This is a genomic window from Pseudomonas sp. GW821-FHT02C04 (assembly GCF_059421845.1).
Genome location: NZ_JBWKVT010000003.1, coordinates 408,918 through 427,226, shown reverse-complemented (window position 1 = coordinate 427,226; position 18,309 = coordinate 408,918). Strand labels below are relative to the sequence as shown.

Sequence of the window (18,309 nt, the reverse complement as noted above, 5' to 3'; positions counted from 1 at the left end):
GATGACCCTGACTGCGACCACGTCCCACACCGTCGGGCCGTATTACCACATCGGCCTGACCTGGCTGAACCGCGAAAACCTCGCCAATGAACTGACCCTCGGCCAGCGCGTGGCGATCACCGGGCAAGTGGTGGACGGCAACGGCGATGTCGTCAACGACGCCATGCTCGAAGTCTGGCAGGCCAACGCTGCCGGCAAATACGATCACCCGGAAGACGAGCAGGCCAAACCGCTGGATCCGAATTTCGAAGGTTTCGGCCGGGTGCCGGTGGATGCCGAAGGGCGCTTCCGTTTCACCACGATCAAACCGGGCACGGTCGAAGGCCTGAAAGGCTCGACCCAGGCCCCGCACCTGGTGGTGCTGGTGTTCGCGCGCGGTCTGGTGAAGCACTTGCTGACGCGGATTTATTTCGAGGGTGATCCGGCGAACGTCAATGATCCGTTGCTCGAATGCGTACCGGCCGAGCGCCGCACCACGTTGCTGGCGAAGCCGGATGCGGCGGGTGTTTATCAGTGGAATGTGATCCTGCAGGGCACTGACGCGGAAACCGTGTTCTTCGATTATTGAAAGAACACTGCACCTTCCCGCGCAGAGTACTGATCGTTCCCACGCTCCGCGTGGGAATGCATACCGTGACTCTCCGCGTCACAGTGGACGCAGAGCGTCCATGGCGGCATTCCCACGCAGAGCGTGGGAACGATCAACGTCGAGGCGCCGAATGCGTTTGCGTGGGAACGATCAATACAGGATGTGGAACGGGATTGTTGCGAAGTGTGTCTAGACTCTCACTGTCCCTATCGAGTGAAAAACAATGACAACCACCACAGCTCATTACACCGGCGAGGAGCGCAGCAAGCGCATCTTCGCCATTGTCGGCGCCTCGTCCGGCAACCTCGTCGAATGGTTCGACTTCTATGTCTACGCCTTCTGCGCGATCTATTTCGCCCCGGCGTTCTTCCCCTCCGACAATCCCACGGTGCAACTGGTAAACACGGCAGGCGTGTTCGCCGCCGGGTTCCTGATGCGACCGATCGGCGGCTGGATCTTCGGCCGGGTGGCGGACAAGCACGGGCGCAAGAATTCGATGCTGATCTCGATTCTGATGATGTGCTTCGGCTCGTTGCTGATCGCCTGTCTGCCGACCTATAACAGCATCGGGGTCTGGGCGCCGGTGCTGTTGCTGTTCGCGCGCCTGTTGCAGGGCTTGTCGGTGGGCGGCGAGTATGGCACCACCGCGACCTACATGAGCGAAGTGGCGCTCAAGGGCCAGCGCGGTTTCTTCGCCTCGTTCCAGTACGTGACCCTGATCGGCGGGCAATTGCTGGCAGTGCTGGTGGTGGTGATCCTGCAGCAATTCCTCTCTGAAGATGAACTGCGGGCCTACGGCTGGCGGATTCCGTTCGTGGTCGGCGCGGTGGCAGCGCTGATTTCGTTGTTCCTGCGTCGCGCCCTGAAAGAAACCACCAACAAGGAAATACGCGAACACAAAGACGCCGGTAGCATCCGTGCGCTGTTCCGCGATCACAAGGCTGCGTTCATCACCGTCCTCGGCTATACCGCCGGTGGCTCGCTGATTTTCTACACCTTCACCACGTACATGCAGAAGTACCTGGTGAACACCGCCGGCATGCACGCCAAGACCGCGAGCTTCATCATGACCGGCGCGCTCTTCTTATATATGTGCATGCAGCCGCTGTTCGGCATGCTCGCCGACAAGATCGGCCGGCGTAACTCGATGCTCTGGTTCGGCGCCCTCGGCACGCTGTTCACCGTGCCGATCCTGTTGAGCCTGAAAAGCGTCAGCAGCCCGTTCCTGGCCTTCGTGCTGATCACCGTGGCGCTGGCGATCGTCAGTTTCTACACCTCGATCAGCGGCCTGGTGAAAGCCGAAATGTTCCCGCCGGAAGTCCGCGCCCTCGGCGTCGGCCTGGCCTACGCGGTGGCTAACGCGATCTTCGGCGGGTCGGCCGAATACGTGGCCCTGAGCCTGAAAGCCGGGGGCATGGAAAACGCCTTCTACTGGTACGTCACGGTAATGATGGCGGTGGCGTTCCTGTTCAGCCTGCGTCTGCCGAAGCAGGCCGCCTACTTGCACCACGATCTCTAAACCGAAGTGCGCGGGCCACGACGGCCCGCGCCTGCAAGGACTGTTTATGACTCAGCGACCGGGCAATCAATTGTTCGATGCCTATTTCACTGCCCGCGAAATGCGCGACGTGTTCTGCGATCAGGGCCGGGTGCAGGCGATGCTCGACTTCGAAGCCGCGCTGGCCCGGGCCGAAGCGCGGGTCGGGGTGATTCCGGCGAGTGCTGTCGCAGCCATCGAAAACGCCTGCCGTGCGGAGCTGTTCGATTTCGCAGCATTGGGCGAAGCCATCGCCACGGCCGGTAATTCGGCGATTCCGCTGGTCAAGGCGTTGGGCAAACGGATTGCCGCAACCGATGTCGAGGCCGAGCGCTATGTGCATCTGGGCGCCACCAGCCAGGACGTGATGGATTCCGGGCTGGTGCTGCAATTGCGTCAGGCGCTGGAACTGATCGAAGGGGAGTTGGTGCAACTGGCCGAATCCCTCGCCACCCAGGCGCAGCGCCACGCGGCGACGCCACTGGCCGGGCGCACCTGGCTGCAACATGCAACGCCGGTCACTCTCGGCATGAAGATCGCCGGTTGGCTCGGTGCAATCACTCGCAGCCGCCAGCGTCTGCGCGAACTCAAGCCGCGCCTGCTGGTGCTGCAATTCGGCGGCGCGTCCGGCACCCTTGCGGCGCTTGGCGAACAAGCGATGCCGATTGCTCGTGCACTGGCTGAGGAACTGCAACTGACTCTGCCGGAACAACCGTGGCACACCCAGCGTGATCGCATCGTCGAGTTCGGTGCGGTGCTCGGTCTGATCGCCGGCAGCCTCGGCAAGTTCGGCCGCGACATCAGCCTGTTGATGCAGACCGAAGCGGCGGAAGTGTTCGAGCCGTCGGCGCCGGGCAAGGGTGGTTCCTCGACCATGCCGCACAAGCGCAACCCGGTGGGCGCGGCGGTGTTGATCGGTGCGGCGACCCGCGTGCCGGGGCTGGTCTCGACGCTGTTCAGCGCCATGCCCCAGGAACACGAGCGCAGCCTCGGCTTGTGGCACGCCGAATGGGAAACCCTGCCGGACATCTGCTGCCTGGTGTCGGGCGCGTTGCATCAGGCGCGGTTGCTGGCTGACGGTCTGGAGGTCGATGCTGCGCGCATGGCCCGCAACCTGGAATTGACTCAAGGCCTGGTGCTGGCCGAAGCGGTCAGCATCGTGCTCGCGCAACGGGTCGGCCGCGACACCGCGCATCATCTGCTCGAACAATGCTGCAAACGGGCGGTGGCCGAACAACGCCATCTGCGTGCGGTGCTCGGCGACGAGCCGCAAGTGACCGCCGAACTCAGCGCAACCGAACTGGATCATCTGCTCGATCCCGCCCGTTACCTCGGTCAGGCGCAGGTCTGGGTCGAGCGTGCGGTGGCCGAACACAACGCATTGTCTGACTGAAAGGAGAGGGCTGTGGCTTTCGTTCAACTCGCCGATGGCGAACTGCATTACTCATTGGAAGGCCCGGTCGATGCGCCGGTGCTGGTGCTGTCCAACTCGCTGGGCACCGATCTGCACATGTGGGACGCCCAGATGCCGGCGTTCACCGAGCACTTTCGCGTGCTGCGTTTTGATACTCGCGGTCACGGCCAGTCGCTGGTAACGCCGGGCCCGTACAGCATCGAGCAACTGGGCCGCGACGTGCTGGCGCTGCTGGATGCGCTGCACATCGAACGTGCGCATTACTGCGGTCTGTCGATGGGTGGCTTGATCGGCCAGTGGCTGGGGATCAACGCCGGCCAGCGTCTGAACAAACTGATCGTCTGCAACACGGCGGCGAAAATCGGCGATCCGTCGGTGTGGAACCCGCGCATCGAAACCGTGCTGCGCGACGGCCCGGCGGCGATGGTCGCGTTGCGTGATGCGTCGATTGCCCGTTGGTTTACCCCGGACTTTTCCGCCGCCCATCCGGCAGCGGCCAAGCAGATCACCGACATGCTGGCCGCGACCAGTCCTGAAGGTTACGCCGCCAACTGTGCGGCGGTGCGCGATGCGGATTTCCGTGAACAGTTATCGTCGATCAAGGCGCCGCTACTGGTGATCGCCGGTACTGAAGACGCGGTGACACCGCCGTCGGGCGGGCATTTCATTCAGGAGCATGTGCGCGGCGCCGAGTACGCCGAGTTTTATGCCGCACACCTTTCCAACGTTCAGGCCGGTGACGCGTTCAGCGACCGCGTGCTGACATTTCTGCTGGCCGCTTGAGGGGATTTCCGTGGACGAGAAACAACGTTATGACGACGGCATGCAAGTACGCCGTGCGGTCCTCGGCGACGCTCACGTCGATCGCAGCCTGACCACGCTGACCGAGTTCAACTCGGAATTCCAGGAGATGATCACCCGTCACGCCTGGGGCGACATCTGGACCCGTCCGGGCCTGCCACGCCACACTCGCAGCCTGATCACCATCGCCATGTTGATCGGCATGAACCGTGAGGGCGAACTCAAGTTGCACCTGCGGGCGGCGGCCAACAATGGCGTGAGCCGTGGCGAGATCAAGGAAGTGATCATGCAGAGCGCGATCTACTGCGGGATTCCGGCGGCGAATGCGACGTTTCATCTGGCCGAGTCGGTCTGGGATGAGTTGGGTACCGAGTCACGCGAGTAATTATCGAGTTCGAAGGATCGCAGCCTGTTGAGGGCTGCGATCCTTTGAACTTCACACCTTCGCCACAATGAAAATCCGCTTGAACGCAAACAGCGTATGCCCGTCATCCTCCTGCGGATAATGCGCCTGCACCCGCATCAGGTAGTGATAAATGAAGCGCGCCTGCTCCTCCGGCGTCAGCCCCTGCATCACCGGCCGCAGTGCCGACACCTTCACCCAGTCATAAATCGGCGACTTGCCGTCGACCACCTGCAATTGCTCGGTCTCCCAGATATCCAGCGAAGTGGTCAGCGGTGCCAGCAAGCGGTAGTAATCTTCCAGCGACAACAACGGTCGCGCCGCCATGCGCTGGCGCAGTTGAGTGCTGCCCAAGGGTTTGCCTCCGGCATCGTCGAGGGTCTCGAGCATCAAGCGGTACCACAGCGCATCACGCCAGTCCGGCATGTGCGCGGCCAGGCATCCGCCGGGGTTGAGCTGGTCAAGCAGGTGCGGCAGCCATTGCGCGTGACCGTCGATGAAATGCAGCACGGCGGCGGCCAGCAGCAGGTCTGCCGGTTGCTCCGGCTGCCAGTCGAGCAGATCGCATTGTTGCCACGACGCCTTGATTGGCAGACTGCGGGCTTCATCGAGCATTTTCTCTGAGCTGTCGATACCCGCGAGCTGCGCACGGGGCCAGCGTTCGGCCAACAGTCGCGTGGCGATGCCGGTGCCGCAGCCGAGGTCATAAATACGCTGGGGGTTGCGCAGATCGACGCGGTCGAGCAATTCATGGACCGGGCGTTGCCTGAGACGGGAAAACTGCTGGTAGGCCTTGGCATCCCAGTCGGGAGCCGATTTGGGTCGGGTGATCATGAGGTCGTCCTCCAGTGATCAGCAGTGTCTTCCGATGACAGCCTGGCTCGAGTCTTGGGGACCAACATCAACAGATAACGGAAGCGAAGAGGGTGGGTCACCTGAGTCCTTCAGGTGCTCCCACTCTACTCGGCGGCTGGCGGCGTGCCATTAATCCTGACGGATGGCACAGCGACCTAGAGCAGGCTGATCGGGTAACTGATGATCAACCGGTTCTCGTCGAACTCGTTGTTGCTGAAGTCGCGGCGCATGGTCGAGTTGCGCCACCTGACGTTCAGATTTTTCAGCGTGCCGCTCTGCACGGTGTAGCCCAGTTCCGATTCGCGGCCCCATTCCTTGCCATCGGTGATGGTGCCGGTGTGCACGTTGTCGCCGCTGATGTAGCGGTTCATCAGGGTCAGGCCGGGAACGCCGAGGGCGGCGAAGTTGTAGTCGTGGCGCAGTTGCCAGGAACGTTCCCGGGCGTTGTCGTAGCTTGAGTTGTAGCTGTCGTTGGCGAGGGTGCCGCCGCTGGTGCCGTTGACTCGCATCCAGGCGCTGTCGCCGGTGAGTTTTTGCAGGCCGACGTAGAAGGTGTTGCCGCCGTACCGCGCGGAGAACATCCCCGACCAGGTCTTGTTGTCGAGCTCGCCGGCCCGGGCGCTGCCGTCGTCCTTGCCGTAGAAGAAACCGAGGTTGGCGCCCAGGGTCCAGTCGCCCAGTGGCTGGCTGTGGATCAGATTGACGTACTGCTGGCTGTAGATGTCCTTGAGTTCGGCGTTCCACAGGCCGATCTGGGTGCGCTTGTCATTGAACGCGTATTCGCCGCCCTGAAAGTTGAAGCGATCGGAGGTGAACGCCGCTTTGCCGAACATCGACATGTCGCTCATGCTGCTGTCGTCACGGGGGCTGTTGGCGCGGAACTGGCCGCCGTACAGGGTCAGGCCGGCGATTTCCTTCGAGGTGATCTGCCCGCCGCGAAAGGTCTGCGGCAGCGAGCGGCCATCGTCCGAACGCAGGATCGGCAGCACCGGCATCCATTCGCCGACCTTGATTTCGGTCTGCGACAGCTTGGCCTTGAACGCCACGTTGGTGCGACCAAAGTTGTCCGCCGGGCGACCGTCATGGTCCAGCGGCAACAGTTGTGTGCCGCCGGTGCCTTTGCCGCCATCGAGCTTCACCGAGTACAGCCCCAGCACGTCCATGCCGAAACCGACGGTGCCCTGGGTGAAACCGGACTTGGCGTCGAGGATAAAGCTTTGCGTCCACTCTTCGGCCTTGCCCTGAGCCTTGGTCGGGTTGGTGAAATTGCGATTGATGTAGAAGTTGCGCAGGTTCAGGTCGGCCTTGGCCCCTTCGACGAAACCGGCTTCTTCGGCCGCCGCAGGCAAAACGATGCCGGTCAGTGCCAGGGCGATCAGGCTGAGTGCGTAAGGTGTTGTGGAACGTGTCATGGGCTCGGGTCTCTCTAATTGTTTGGGATGAAGCAGTTCGCAGCCGCAACCGGAGGTTGCAGACAAGAAACGGACTCGATGAAACGAAGGGCGGGATCAGCCCGAGCGGGGAGGACGCGTGGTCATGGGGGTGAACCTGTTTTTATTGGTTTTGTTGGTGTGGGCAATGGTGAGGGGGATCGGCACGGGGATTCAATCGGGGTAAACAGGGTTTTGTGCGATTATCGAACGCTAATCGGCGAGGGTTTTATTTTCCGTTCTCAGCGCATTCTTAATGAAATCCCGTGTTTATGTTTCGTATTAACGAGTTGTTCCGGCGGCGTCCTATTAATGGCGATTGTGGATGTGCTTATTTCTTTGGTTGTAGGAAATTACTTACAGTAATTGTTGCAATAAAGGCTCTCTCAATCATCGCGGGTTCAACTTAATAATTGGCGTTATCGCTTATCGTGAAAAGGTTTAACGGGAAGCTGCGTTGTAACTGGCAAAGGAAACAGGCATTGCTATATTCAAAATTCTCGAAAGGGGCAGGGAGGTTTGTTGTCGCTCTCGAGAGAATTAATTATTGATAACAAGGAGAGATAACATGCCTGCAAAAGTGAATCAGGAACGTCTCGCGACGGTGGTTGGTCGTGCCCTTATTGATAAGGACTTTGCGGAACAGTTGCACAAGGATGCTGAAGGCGCGGCCAAGGGCATTGGTGTGCACTTGAGCGCAACCGAACTGAGCGCCGTCAAGAATATTGATGTGGCAAAACTGGGCACCGCGGGGGCGGGTATTCGCGACAAACTGGGAACGGCTGCGATCTTTGACCAGCAACAACAGATTCAGGCACGGATGGATTAATGCCCGGGGGGCTGTTTGGCGTGTCGTGGAGCGGCGATCCGGTTCTGTGCGCGCCAAATGGCCCGATTGCAACTCGCTTGCACAGGGAGTGAGCGACGTATGTCAGTCACCTTGATTCCCATGGACGACGCAGATTTTGTGACGTTCACCGAAAGGGCGGTCGATGAGTACGCCCAGGGCATGGTCGCCTCGGGAGAATGGAGCCAGGCAGAGGCCTCACACCGATCCGCCACGGCTTTCGCGCAGTTGCTGGACAAGGGACGGCTGACCGAAAACCATCAGCTCTGGGTGATCCGGGACAGCCTGCGACGCATCGGCGAGTTGTGGATTGCCCGCCGACATGTCGGCACGAAGCCGATTGCCTTCATCCTGGATATCTACATCGAGCCTGGCGAGCGCCGTCAGGGGCATGCCCGACAATCGATGCTGGCCGCCGAAACCTGGGCGCGTCAGAACGGCTGCGAGGAAATGCGTCTGCATGTGTTTGGCCGCAACCTGCCGGCGCGTGGTCTTTATGAACAATTGGGCTATGACATCGCCAGTCTGACCATGGCGAAACCATTGCCGCCTGCCTGAAAGGATGGTTGAAAAATGGATATTGGAAACCACGGCGAATTTGATTCGACGGTTGATGACTTGTTTAAAGGGAACACATTTCTTGCCGATGCCAGATATTCAAGGTTTGAAATATTACTTGAACATGTCAGTCGCAATCGTTTCACCATCTTCATGGTTTTATATGCCGAATTATTCAAGTTGTTTTCCGGGGATTCGCGGTTCTCGGTATTTTTCGATCAGGCGGTGGAACTTGTATTGCTGCCACCCCGTGAGCAGGCTTCGATTATCAATGACCCGGTTTTTCAGATATGGACCGGGCAGGCGTTTCGTTTAACCAATCACTTTCTGGTCGGAAAGTCAGAGAATACTGCCGAACTGGAAAAGACATTATTCGAGTTTCCCGAGATGCTCGACAGGGTCAAGGCCCGGAACCAGTCGGTCGTGGTTCAGAACGATCCACCGGTCTACCGGTTCGACGCCGATCCGCTGATCATGCAGGCCACGCCGCCCAGTTATGAATTCCCGGAAGACGAAGCTACCCGCAAACGTCTGGAGCGCGGCGGTGTTTCCAGCCGGTTCTTCGCTGACGTGGTGAAGATTGCCCTGTTGCGCATCGAACACACCTGGCCGGCCTGCCGTGAACAGATGAAGTCTCTGATCAAATCCATTTGTTACCTGCCGGACGGTACCTTTCGCAGTTGTTCGGCTTCGCGCTACACCGGCGTCATCCTTCTGGCGAGCCGGGATGACTCGATCCTCGATCTTGAGGAATCCCTGGTGCATGAGGCGACACATCAGTTGCTTTATCACGTCGTCGAGGTGTCGGCGGTCGTCGACCCCGATGCCTCGCAGGAGGCGTCATTCAGCTTGCCGTGGTCGGGTCAGAAACGTGACCTGTATGGCTACTTTCATGCGTTCTACGTGTACATCGCGCTGGTCAAGTACATGGAACGGGTGCGGTCGCGTTCCGACGAGGAATTGCATCGGGCGCAGAACCGTCTGCTGTTCATTCTGCGGGGGCTGATCCGGGCCTTGCCGGACCTTCAAGGCAGTGAGGATTTCACGCCCCACGGGCGCCAGTTGCTGGAAAACCTTGCCGCCGAGGTGCGGGCCATGGAGAGCAAATACGCCGGACGGCTGGCCGCTGCGGCGCCATTGACCACGACGCCACCGGTATTGGGTGCAACGGCCTGAGCCCGGGAGGCAATCATGACGATGTTCGATGCTTCGCGGTTTCCCGAGGCCGGGGTAGGGCTGGAGTATCACTTGCCCCGGCACCGGGTTGCGGATCATGCAGTCGATCCGGCCCTCGAACGGATCCTCGCCGAAGGCCTGCCGTATTTCGATTACCTGGAGTTTCAACCGACCCACAGCATCCTCGAACCACGCCTGCTGGAAGTCGGGGAGCAGACGCCCAGTCTGCTGCATTCCTCCAGCCTGTCTCTCGGCAGTGTAGGGATCGCGATGGATCGCGAGTTTCTGCAGATGACCCGACGGCTGTGCGACAGAACCCGATCACCCTGGCTGGCCGAACACATTTCCTGGTCGCGGTTTCACGGCGGCGACACCCAGCACTTCATCTTGCCGACTCTGGCAGCGGAAGTGGCCGACACGGTGGTTGCCAACGCCCTTGAGCTGCAAGCGCTGACCGCGACACCGCTGGTGCTGGAAAACGCGCCACGTCTGTTTTCATTGGCCGACGCCCCCGAGCAGTCGGAAGGCGAATTCATTTCAAGCGTGGTGCAGCGCAGCGGTGCGGGGTTTCTGCTGGATCTGGACAGCGCCATCACCACCGCCAAAGCGCTGGGTTACGACTTCAAGGATTATCTGCGTTCGTTGCCGCTGGATCGGCTGATTGAAATCCACACCGGGCATCCGCGTCGGGACTGGGACCTGTTGGCGCAGCTGTTTGCGGTGTCCCCGGTCAGGGCGGTGACGCTGGAATGGGACATCGCCGACAGAACCGACGATGCGCAACTGGAGGTCCTGATTCGCGACATCAAGCGTCTCAAGCCCAGGGATATGTTCTGGCAGGGCCGCGAGCCGCCGCCAGCGCCGGACACTCCGGCCCTCGAGCCCGGCTCGTTGCTCAAACTCAGGGAAAGCGTGTGGTTCAGTGTCGGGTCTTCATCCTTTGTGCTGCGAGATCGGCAGTCGGGCCTGAGTCTGGATTTCTGCCTGACGTTGCTGCCGTTGTTGAACCACTTCATGACTCCGCACACGCTGGAGAGTGCGCTGATGCTGCCGGGCGTTTTGAATAGCCCGGAGCAGGGCAGTCATCTGGCTTTTTTGCAGGCGCTGGTGAGTCACGGGATTGTGCAATCTGTCGCAGGTCCGCGGGACAGGGTGCACAGGCAACCGCTCAAGCTCTGGTCGCGCTGGGAGGCGGCGCTGGAGTTTTACCTGAGCACCCGCACCGGTTTGCAGACGCCCTATGTCAGCGTCGTCGAGCTTGAGGCCGAGCTTGAACAGAAGGCCTCGCAGCAACGTCAGCCGTCATCTTTCAAGGACTATCACTCTCATCCCTTCATTGCGCTGGAAAACCCGCTGCTGGTGCCCGGCGAGACTCTCGCCGAAACGACGCTGCTCGATTCGCTGTGCGCCCGGCGTACGTCTCGGGCGTTCAGTGGCAAGCCGTTGACCTCGACGCAATTGTCCTTGCTGCTCTATTACACCTGGGGCGTGACGGCGATGGAGCCGAACGGCATGGGCGATTATTTTCTGAAGAAAACCTCGCCCTCCGGCGGCTCGCTGCAAGCCACCGAGGTGTATGCGGTGCTGATGAATGTGCAGGGTTTCGAACGGGGGCTTTATCACTACTCCGTACGTCGTCACGGATTGGAGTTGCTGTCGCGGGAGGATCCTCGGGCCTGGATCAGCGAGGCCAGTGGCGGGCAACCCTGGGTGAAGGACGCGGCCGCGGTGTTCGTGTCCACCGCGCGGGTCGAGCGGTTGTCCTGGAAGTACGAGTTCAGCCGGGCGCTGCGGGTGGCGCTGATGGATGCCGGACACCTGAGCCAGACGTTTTCACTGGTGGCCACCGCGCTGAACCTCGGGTGTTTCACCACGGCGGCGCTGCGCGATGAAATGTTCGAAAACCGCCTGGGGCTCGATTATCTGGAAGAACCGGTGTTTCTGCTCAACGGTGTCGGCGGCTGAAGGCGTTGCGCAGACAACAAAAAGCCCACCGAATGGTGGGCTTTTTGTTTATCGCGAGACGATCAGAACAACTTCATCTTCGGCGCTTCTTCTTTCAGCGGCTCGTTCTGCGCGGTTTGCGCATTCCAGCCACCACCCAATGCCTTGTACAGGTTGACCGCACTGGTCAGCTGCGCGAGGCGGTCGGTGATCAGGGCCTGTTGGGCGCTGAACAGCTGACGCTGGGCATCGAGGAAGGTCAGGTTGCTGTCGACGCCAATGCGATAGCGACGCTCGGCCAGGCGGTAGTAATCCTGGTTGGCCTGAACGAAGTCACGCTGCGCCTGCAACTGCTCGGTGTAGGTCTGGCGTGCGGCCAGGCCGTCGGCGACTTCCTGGAAGGCCGTTTGAATGGACTTCTCGTAGTTCGCCACGCCAATGTCCTTCTGGATCTTGGCGTAGTCGAGGCTGGCGCGCAGGCTGCCGGCGTTGAAGATCGGCAGGTTGATCTGCGGCTGGAACAGCCACGTACCCGAACCGCCCTTGAACAGGCCGGACAGGTCCGGGCTCAGGCTGCCCGCGTTGGCGGTCAGGCTGATGCTCGGGAAGAACGCTGCACGGGCCGCGCCGATGTTGGCGTTGGCGGCCTTCAGGTTGTACTCGGCCTGAAGGATGTCCGGACGACGTTGCAGCAGATCCGACGGCAGACCGGCCGGCACATCGCTGAGCAGATCGTCGGCCAACGGTTTGGCCGCTTGCAGGTTGGCCGGCACGCCGGTGCCGAGCAGCAGGGTCAGGCTGTTTTCGTCCTGAGCCACCTGGCGGGTGTAGCGCGCCAGTTGTGCACGGGCGTTTTCAACCGAGGTGCGCGACTGCGCCAGGTCCAGCGCCGAAGCCACACCGACTTCGTTGCTGCGGCTGGTCAGCTTGTAGCTTTCTTCGAAGGCACCGAGGGTGTCCTGAGTCAGCTTCAGCAGTTCCTTGTCGGCCTGCCAGGTCAGGTAGGCGTTGGCCACGCTGGCCACCAGGCTGATCTGGGTGCTGCGGCGCGCTTCTTCGGTGGCGAAGTATTGTTGCAGCGCTTGTTCGCTCAGGCTGCGAACCCGACCGAACAGGTCGAGTTCGTAGGCGCTGATGCCGACGGTGGCGGTGTACGAACTGGTGATGTTCGCTTCACCGGTCTGCGACGCACGGGCCGGAACCCGCTGACGGCTGCCGCTGGCATTGGCCGACACTGCCGGGAACAGGTCGGCACGCTGGATGCGGTATTGAGCCGCGTAGGCGTCGATGTTCAGCGCCGCGACACGCAGGTCGCGGTTGTTTTCCAGGGCGACCTGAATCAGCTGTTGCAGGGCAGGGTCATGGAAAAACTGCTTCCAGCCTTGCTCGGCAGCGGCCTGCGCCGGTGCCTGGGCCGGCGAGTACGCCGGGCCCTGCGGGAATTGCGCGGCCACCGGTGCTTGCGGCTGCTGATAATCCGGTATCAGCGAGCAACCGCTCAGCACGAAGGCGGCGACTGCGATGGAGAGTAGCGACTTGCTCATTGGCCAGCCTCTTTAGGAGTTTCTATGGCGTCATCCTTGCCGGCGTTTTTGCGCTGGCCCATGGACGACACAGTGACGAAGAACAGTGGGACCCAGAAGATCGCCAGGATCGTGGCCGTGAGCATACCGCCAATCACGCCGGTACCGATCGCGTGTTGACTGCCCGAGCCTGCGCCGGTGGAGATCGCCAACGGTACAACACCGAGGACGAAGGCCAGCGACGTCATGATGATCGGTCGCAGACGCATGCGGCAGGCTTCGATCGCCGCATCGCGCAGACTGCGCCCTTGCTCGTGCAGCTCCTTGGCGAACTCGACGATCAGAATGGCGTTTTTAGCCGCCAGACCGATGGTCGTCAACAGACCTACCTGGAAGTACACATCGTTCGACAGGCCGCGCAGGCTGGTGGCCATCAGCGCACCGATGATCCCCAGCGGCACCACGAGCATGACCGCGATCGGAATCGACCAGCTTTCATACAGCGCCGCCAGACACAGGAACACCATCAGCAGCGACAGAGCGTACAGCGCTGGCGCTTGCGAGCCGGACAGACGTTCCTCGTAGGACAGACCGGTCCAGGAGATACCGACACCTGGCGGCAGCTTGGCGGCAATCGCTTCGACTTCGGCCATCGCTTCACCGGTCGAGTAGCCCGGCGCCGGAGAACCGAGGATCTCCATCGCTTCTACACCGTTGTAGCGCGCCAGTTTCGGCGAACCGTAGATCCACTCGCCCTTGGCAAACGCGGAGAACGGAACCATGGTGCCGGCGCTGTTGCGCACGTACCACTTCTTCAAGTCTTCAGGGCTCATGCGAGCACCGGCCTGACCTTGTACGTAAACCTTCTTCACACGACCGCGGTCGATGAAGTCGTTGACGTAGCTACTACCGAAGGAGATCGACAGGGTGCTGTTGATGTCGGAAAGGCTCAAGCCCAGGGCACGGGCCTTCTCGTCGTCGATTTCCAGATGGTATTGCGGCTCGTCGTTCAGGCCGTTCGGACGGACCTGGTAGAGCACCTTGCTCTGCGCGGCCATGCCGAGGAACTGGTTACGGGCTTCCATCAACTTGTCGTGACCGATACCGGCGCGGTCCTGCAGGAACACGTCGAAACCGGTGGCGTTACCCAACTCCAGTACGGCCGGCGGGGCGAAGGCAAACACCATCGCATCGCGGAAGCTGAAGAAGTGCTGCTGGGCACGCTGGGCCAGGGCAAACACGCTGTTGTTCGCGTCACGCTCGTGCCATGGCTTGAGCATGATGAACGCCAGACCCGAGCTCTGGCCGCGACCGGCGAAGTTGAAGCCGTTCACGGTGAACACCGAGGCTACCGAACTGGATTCTTTATCCAGCAGGTAGGTACGCATTTCATCGATCACCACCTGCGTGCGTTCGGCACTGGAGCCAGCAGGCGTCTGTACCTGGGCGAACAGTACGCCCTGGTCTTCTTCCGGCAGGAACGCAGTCGGAATGCGGGTGAACAGCCAGATCATGCCGACCACGATCAGGATGTAGGCCAGCAGGTACGGCGCCTTGCGCTGCAGGATGTTGCCGACACCGCGCTCGTAGCTGCGAACGCTACGGTCGAAGTTGCGGTTGAACCAGCCGAAGAAGCCGCGTTTCGGCGTGCCGTGCTCGCCTTTCGGAATAGCCTTGAGCATGGTGGCGCAGAGTGCCGGGGTGAAGATCAGCGCGACCATTACCGACAGGGCCATGGCCGAGACGATGGTGATCGAGAACTGACGGTAGATCACACCGGTGGAACCGCTGAAGAACGCCATCGGCAGCAGTACCGCCGAGAGCACGAGGGCGATACCGACCAGTGCGCCCTGGATCTGGCCCATGGACTTCTTGGTCGCTTCCTTCGGTGACAGGCCTTCTTCGGCCATCACCCGCTCGACGTTTTCCACCACGACGATGGCGTCGTCCACCAGCAAGCCGATGGCCAGCACCATACCGAACATGGTCAGGGTGTTGATGCTGAAACCGGCGGCCGCGAGGATGCCGAACGTACCGAGCAATACCACCGGCACGGTCATCGTGGTGATGACAGTGGCGCGGAAGTTCTGCAGGAACAGGAACATCACCAGGAACACCAGCGCGATCGCTTCGACCAGGGTTTCAACCACACCCTTGATCGATTCGGTCACCACCGGGGTGGTGTCGTACGGGAACACCACTTCCATGCCTTGCGGGAAGAACGGCTTGAGGTCGTCAATCGTCTTGCGCAGGGCCTTGGCGGTGTCGAGGGCGTTGGCGCCGTTGGCCAGTTTCACCGCCAGGCCGGAAGCCGGTTTGCCGTTGAACTGCGCCGCGATACTGGAGTTCTCACCACCCAAGCCGACGTCGGCGACATCGCCGACACGTACTTGCGAGCCATCCTGGTTGACCTTCAGCAGAATCGCCTTGAACTGCTCGGCCGTCTGCAGGCGGGTCTTGCCGATGATCGTGGCGTTCAGTTGCTGGCCTGGCAGCGCCGGCAGACCGCCGAGCTGACCGGAGGAAATCTGCACGTTCTGCGCCGAGATCGCGGCGCTGACATCGGCCGGGGTCAGGTTGTACTTGTTCAGCTTGGCCGGGTCGAGCCAGATGCGCATCGCGTACTGGGCACCGAAGACCTGGAAGTCACCGACACCGGCGGTCCGGGAGATCGGGTCCTGCATGTTCGACACGATGTAGTTGGACAGGTCGTCCTTGGACATGCTGCCGTCACGCGACACCACGCCGATCACCAGCAGGAAGTTCTTCACTGCCTTGGTCACGCGGATACCCTGTTGCTGCACTTCCTGCGGCAACAGCGGGGTGGCCAGGTTCAGCTTGTTCTGGACCTGGACCTGCGCGGTGTCGGAGTTGGTGCCTTGCTCGAAGGTTGCGGTGATGGTCATGCTGCCGTCGGAGTTACTTTCCGACGACACATAACGCAGGTTGTCGATACCGTTGAGCTGTTGCTCGATCACCTGTACCACGGTGTCCTGAACCGTTTGTGCCGAAGCACCCGGGTAGGTCACGGAAATTGCAATGGCCGGTGGCGCAATGCTCGGGTACTGGTTGATCGGCAACTTGAGGATCGATAGAGCCCCGACCAGCATGATCACCAGGGCAATTACCCAGGCGAAAATCGGACGGTCGATAAAAAATTTCGACATGAGTTACTCCCCTTTGCCGCCGTAGGCCTTGTCAGCTGCCTTGGCGGGTGCCGGGTTCTTGGCTACGTTGGTCGCTTCGGTCGGATTGACCTGAACACCCGGACGGACGAATTGCAGCCCTTCGGTGATCAGGCGATCGCCGGCTTTCAGGCCGTCTTCGATCAGCCACTGGCTGCCGACGGTACGGCTGGCCTTGAGCTGACGCAGTTCGACCTTGTTGTCCGCACCGACGACCAGCGCGGTCGGCGTGCCCTTGAGGTCACGGGTCACGCCTTGTTGCGGCGCCAGGATGGCGGCGGCGTTGACACCGGCCTGCAGCTGGGCGCGAACGAACATGCCTGGCAACAGGGTGTGATCCGGGTTCGGGAACACGGCACGCAGGGTCACGGAGCCGGTGGTCGGGTCGACCGACACTTCGGAGAATTCCAGCTTACCGTCGAGCTTGTACTGGCTGCCGTCTTCCAGGGTCAGCTTGACTGCAGCGGCGTTGTCGCCAGCCTTTTGCAGGCGGCCGCTTTCCAGTTCACGACGCAGCTCCAGCAGTTCGACCGAAGACTGAGTGACGTCGACGTAGATCGGGTCCAGTTGCTGGATGGTTGCCATCGCATCGGCTTGACCGCTGCTGACCAGTGCGCCTTCAGTCACCGAAGAACGACCGATACGCCCGGAGATCGGCGCGTAGACCTTGGTGTAACGCACGTTGATCTGCGCGCTCTGCAGCGAAGCTTCCGATTGCAGGCGATTGGACACGGCCGTGTCGTATTCCTGACGGCTCACGGCCTGTTCGTCGACCAGTTGCTTGTAGCGGTCGGAGATCGACTTGGTCGAACGCAGGTTGGCTTCGGCGCTTTTCAGGGTCGCTTCATAGACCGACGGATCGATCTGATACAGCTGCTGGCCGGCTTTGACATCGCCGCCTTCCTTGAACAGACGCTTGAGAATGATGCCGTTGACCTGCGGACGGACTTCAGCGATGCGGAACGCACTGGTGCGGCCCGGCAGCTCGGACGTCAAGGTAAAGGCTTGTGGTTGCAGGGTGACGACGCCGACCTGAGGAGGTGGTGCGGCGGGAGCCGCCTCTTCCTTTTTACATCCGCTGAGCAGCGATGCCAGGGCGACGGCAGTGACCAGAGCGGTAACAGCTGGCTTGAATTGCATGAAGATCCTCGGGTCAGGCGCGCGAAAAGCGCACAAGAAGTGTGGAAGGGTAAAAAAAGGGTACCGGGTGGATAAGTAGCTTGCTAAGGAATATACTTACGTTCATGGTTGTTTGTAAATACCTTTGCCGCGTACCCACCTGGTTACAAAAGTCGTCGCAAGGTCTGAAATTGTAGGCCGGGGGAGTCGATCCGCGAGAGATCCACCCCTTTTTATTCAGCGGATATTCAGCCATCCCTGAAACATCCTGTTTGAGGTTTTACTGCCATGGTCCGTCGTACCAAAGAGGAAGCTCAAGAGACTCGAAGCCAGATACTTGAAGCGGCCGAGAAAGCTTTTTATGAGCGGGGCGTTGCGCGCACGACGCTGGCGGACATCGCGACGATGGCCGGCGTGACGCGCGGCGCCATCTACTGGCACTTCAGCAACAAGGCCGACCTGTTGCAGGCGATGCTCGATACGCTGCATGAGCCGCTGGACGAGCTGGCCAAGGCCAGCGAAAGCGAGGACGAGCCAGACCCGTTGGGCTGCATGCGCAAATTGCTGATTCATTTGTTTCATCAAGTTGCGCTGGACCCGAAAACCCGGCGTATCAACGAAATTCTGTTTCATAAGTGCGAGTTCACCGATGAAATGTGCGACCTGCGCCAACAGCGTCGGACGGCCAGCCTCGATTGCAATGTGCGGATCGCGCTGACGTTGAGTAATGCAGTCAATCGTGGGCAGTTGCCGCAAGACCTCGACACCGCCCGCGCGGCCATCAGCATTCACGCCTTTATCGATGGCATCCTGTATCAATGGCTACTGGCCCCGGACAGTTTCGAGCTGTATGCCGAAGCCGAGCGCTGGGTCGATACAGGGCTGGATATGCTGCGCTGGAGCCCCAGCCTGCGCAAATGAAACAAAA

The 18,309-nt window shown here is 60.8% G+C and carries 15 protein-coding genes; 10 read left to right on the top strand and 5 right to left on the bottom strand.

Annotation, left to right across the window (positions count from 1 at the left end; all coding sequences use genetic code 11):
* Position 1 precedes the first annotated feature (1 nt).
* The 5 genes from pcaG (at position 2) to pcaC (ending at position 4,726) form a co-directional block, all read left to right on the top strand.
* Positions 2-568 (top strand): protocatechuate 3,4-dioxygenase subunit alpha, encoded by a 567-nt coding sequence (pcaG, locus tag AC07VV_RS13970; protein ID WP_064593979.1) that lies wholly within the window; start codon positions 2-4, stop codon positions 566-568.
* Between the two features lie 244 nt (positions 569-812).
* The gene (locus AC07VV_RS13965; protein WP_096819486.1) at positions 813-2,108 is read left to right on the top strand and encodes an MFS family transporter; all 1,296 of its coding nucleotides are present in this window, start codon (positions 813-815) and stop codon (positions 2,106-2,108) included.
* 46 nt (positions 2,109-2,154) lie between these two features.
* Positions 2,155-3,519 (top strand): 3-carboxy-cis,cis-muconate cycloisomerase, encoded by a 1,365-nt coding sequence (locus AC07VV_RS13960; protein ID WP_495036539.1) that lies wholly within the window; start codon positions 2,155-2,157, stop codon positions 3,517-3,519.
* Between the two features lie 12 nt (positions 3,520-3,531).
* Entirely contained in the window at positions 3,532-4,323 is a 792-nt protein-coding gene (pcaD, locus tag AC07VV_RS13955) for a 3-oxoadipate enol-lactonase (RefSeq protein ID WP_495036538.1), read from the top strand.
* A gap of 10 nt (positions 4,324-4,333) precedes the next feature.
* The gene (gene pcaC / locus AC07VV_RS13950; RefSeq protein WP_011332825.1) at positions 4,334-4,726 is read left to right on the top strand and encodes a 4-carboxymuconolactone decarboxylase; all 393 of its coding nucleotides are present in this window, start codon (positions 4,334-4,336) and stop codon (positions 4,724-4,726) included.
* Positions 4,727-4,777: 51 nt separating this feature from the next.
* Here the strand turns inward: pcaC and AC07VV_RS13945 are convergent, their stop codons facing one another.
* Both AC07VV_RS13945 and AC07VV_RS13940 read right to left on the bottom strand, forming a co-directional pair.
* The gene (locus tag AC07VV_RS13945) at positions 4,778-5,578 is read right to left on the bottom strand and encodes a methyltransferase domain-containing protein (protein WP_495036537.1); all 801 of its coding nucleotides are present in this window, start codon (positions 5,576-5,578) and stop codon (positions 4,778-4,780) included.
* Between the two features lie 176 nt (positions 5,579-5,754).
* On the bottom strand, positions 5,755-7,011 hold the full coding sequence (locus AC07VV_RS13940) for an OprD family porin (RefSeq protein ID WP_495036536.1): 1,257 nt from the start codon (positions 7,009-7,011) through the stop codon (positions 5,755-5,757).
* A gap of 586 nt (positions 7,012-7,597) precedes the next feature.
* Between AC07VV_RS13940 and AC07VV_RS13935 the strand changes: the two genes are divergently transcribed.
* The 4 genes from AC07VV_RS13935 to AC07VV_RS13920 all read left to right on the top strand — a co-directional run bounded on the left by AC07VV_RS13935 (position 7,598) and on the right by AC07VV_RS13920 (position 11,575).
* Positions 7,598-7,858, top strand: coding sequence for an Os1348 family RiPP precursor (locus AC07VV_RS13935; RefSeq protein ID WP_096819482.1), 261 nt, complete (start codon positions 7,598-7,600; stop codon positions 7,856-7,858).
* Positions 7,859-7,957: 99 nt separating this feature from the next.
* Positions 7,958-8,434, top strand: a complete 477-nt coding sequence (locus AC07VV_RS13930; RefSeq protein WP_495036535.1) for a GNAT family N-acetyltransferase — start codon at positions 7,958-7,960, stop codon at positions 8,432-8,434.
* A gap of 15 nt (positions 8,435-8,449) precedes the next feature.
* Positions 8,450-9,610, top strand: coding sequence for an aKG-HExxH-type peptide beta-hydroxylase (locus AC07VV_RS13925; RefSeq protein WP_495036534.1), 1,161 nt, complete (start codon positions 8,450-8,452; stop codon positions 9,608-9,610).
* Between the two features lie 15 nt (positions 9,611-9,625).
* Complete coding sequence (locus AC07VV_RS13920) at positions 9,626-11,575, top strand: multinuclear nonheme iron-dependent oxidase (RefSeq protein ID WP_495036533.1); 1,950 nt, start codon at positions 9,626-9,628, stop codon at positions 11,573-11,575.
* A gap of 62 nt (positions 11,576-11,637) precedes the next feature.
* Here the strand turns inward: AC07VV_RS13920 and emhC are convergent, their stop codons facing one another.
* From emhC to emhA, 3 genes are read right to left on the bottom strand one after another with little or no spacing between them, the layout of a single operon-like run.
* Positions 11,638-13,098 carry an efflux RND transporter outer membrane subunit EmhC gene (gene emhC, locus AC07VV_RS13915; protein WP_495036532.1) on the bottom strand — a complete coding sequence of 487 codons (1,461 nt, stop codon included), beginning with the start codon at positions 13,096-13,098 and terminating at the stop codon, positions 11,638-11,640.
* Positions 13,095-16,244, bottom strand: a complete 3,150-nt coding sequence (emhB, locus tag AC07VV_RS13910; RefSeq protein ID WP_102621468.1) for an efflux RND transporter permease subunit EmhB — start codon at positions 16,242-16,244, stop codon at positions 13,095-13,097. Before emhB ends, emhC begins: the two co-directional genes overlap by 4 nt.
* 3 nt (positions 16,245-16,247) lie before the next feature.
* Entirely contained in the window at positions 16,248-17,402 is a 1,155-nt protein-coding gene (gene emhA / locus AC07VV_RS13905) for an efflux RND transporter periplasmic adaptor subunit EmhA (RefSeq protein WP_085712979.1), read from the bottom strand.
* Positions 17,403-17,669: 267 nt separating this feature from the next.
* Between emhA and emhR the strand changes: the two genes are divergently transcribed.
* Positions 17,670-18,302, top strand: coding sequence for an efflux system transcriptional repressor EmhR (emhR, locus tag AC07VV_RS13900; protein ID WP_102621467.1), 633 nt, complete (start codon positions 17,670-17,672; stop codon positions 18,300-18,302).
* The last annotated feature ends 7 nt before the right edge of the window (positions 18,303-18,309 follow it).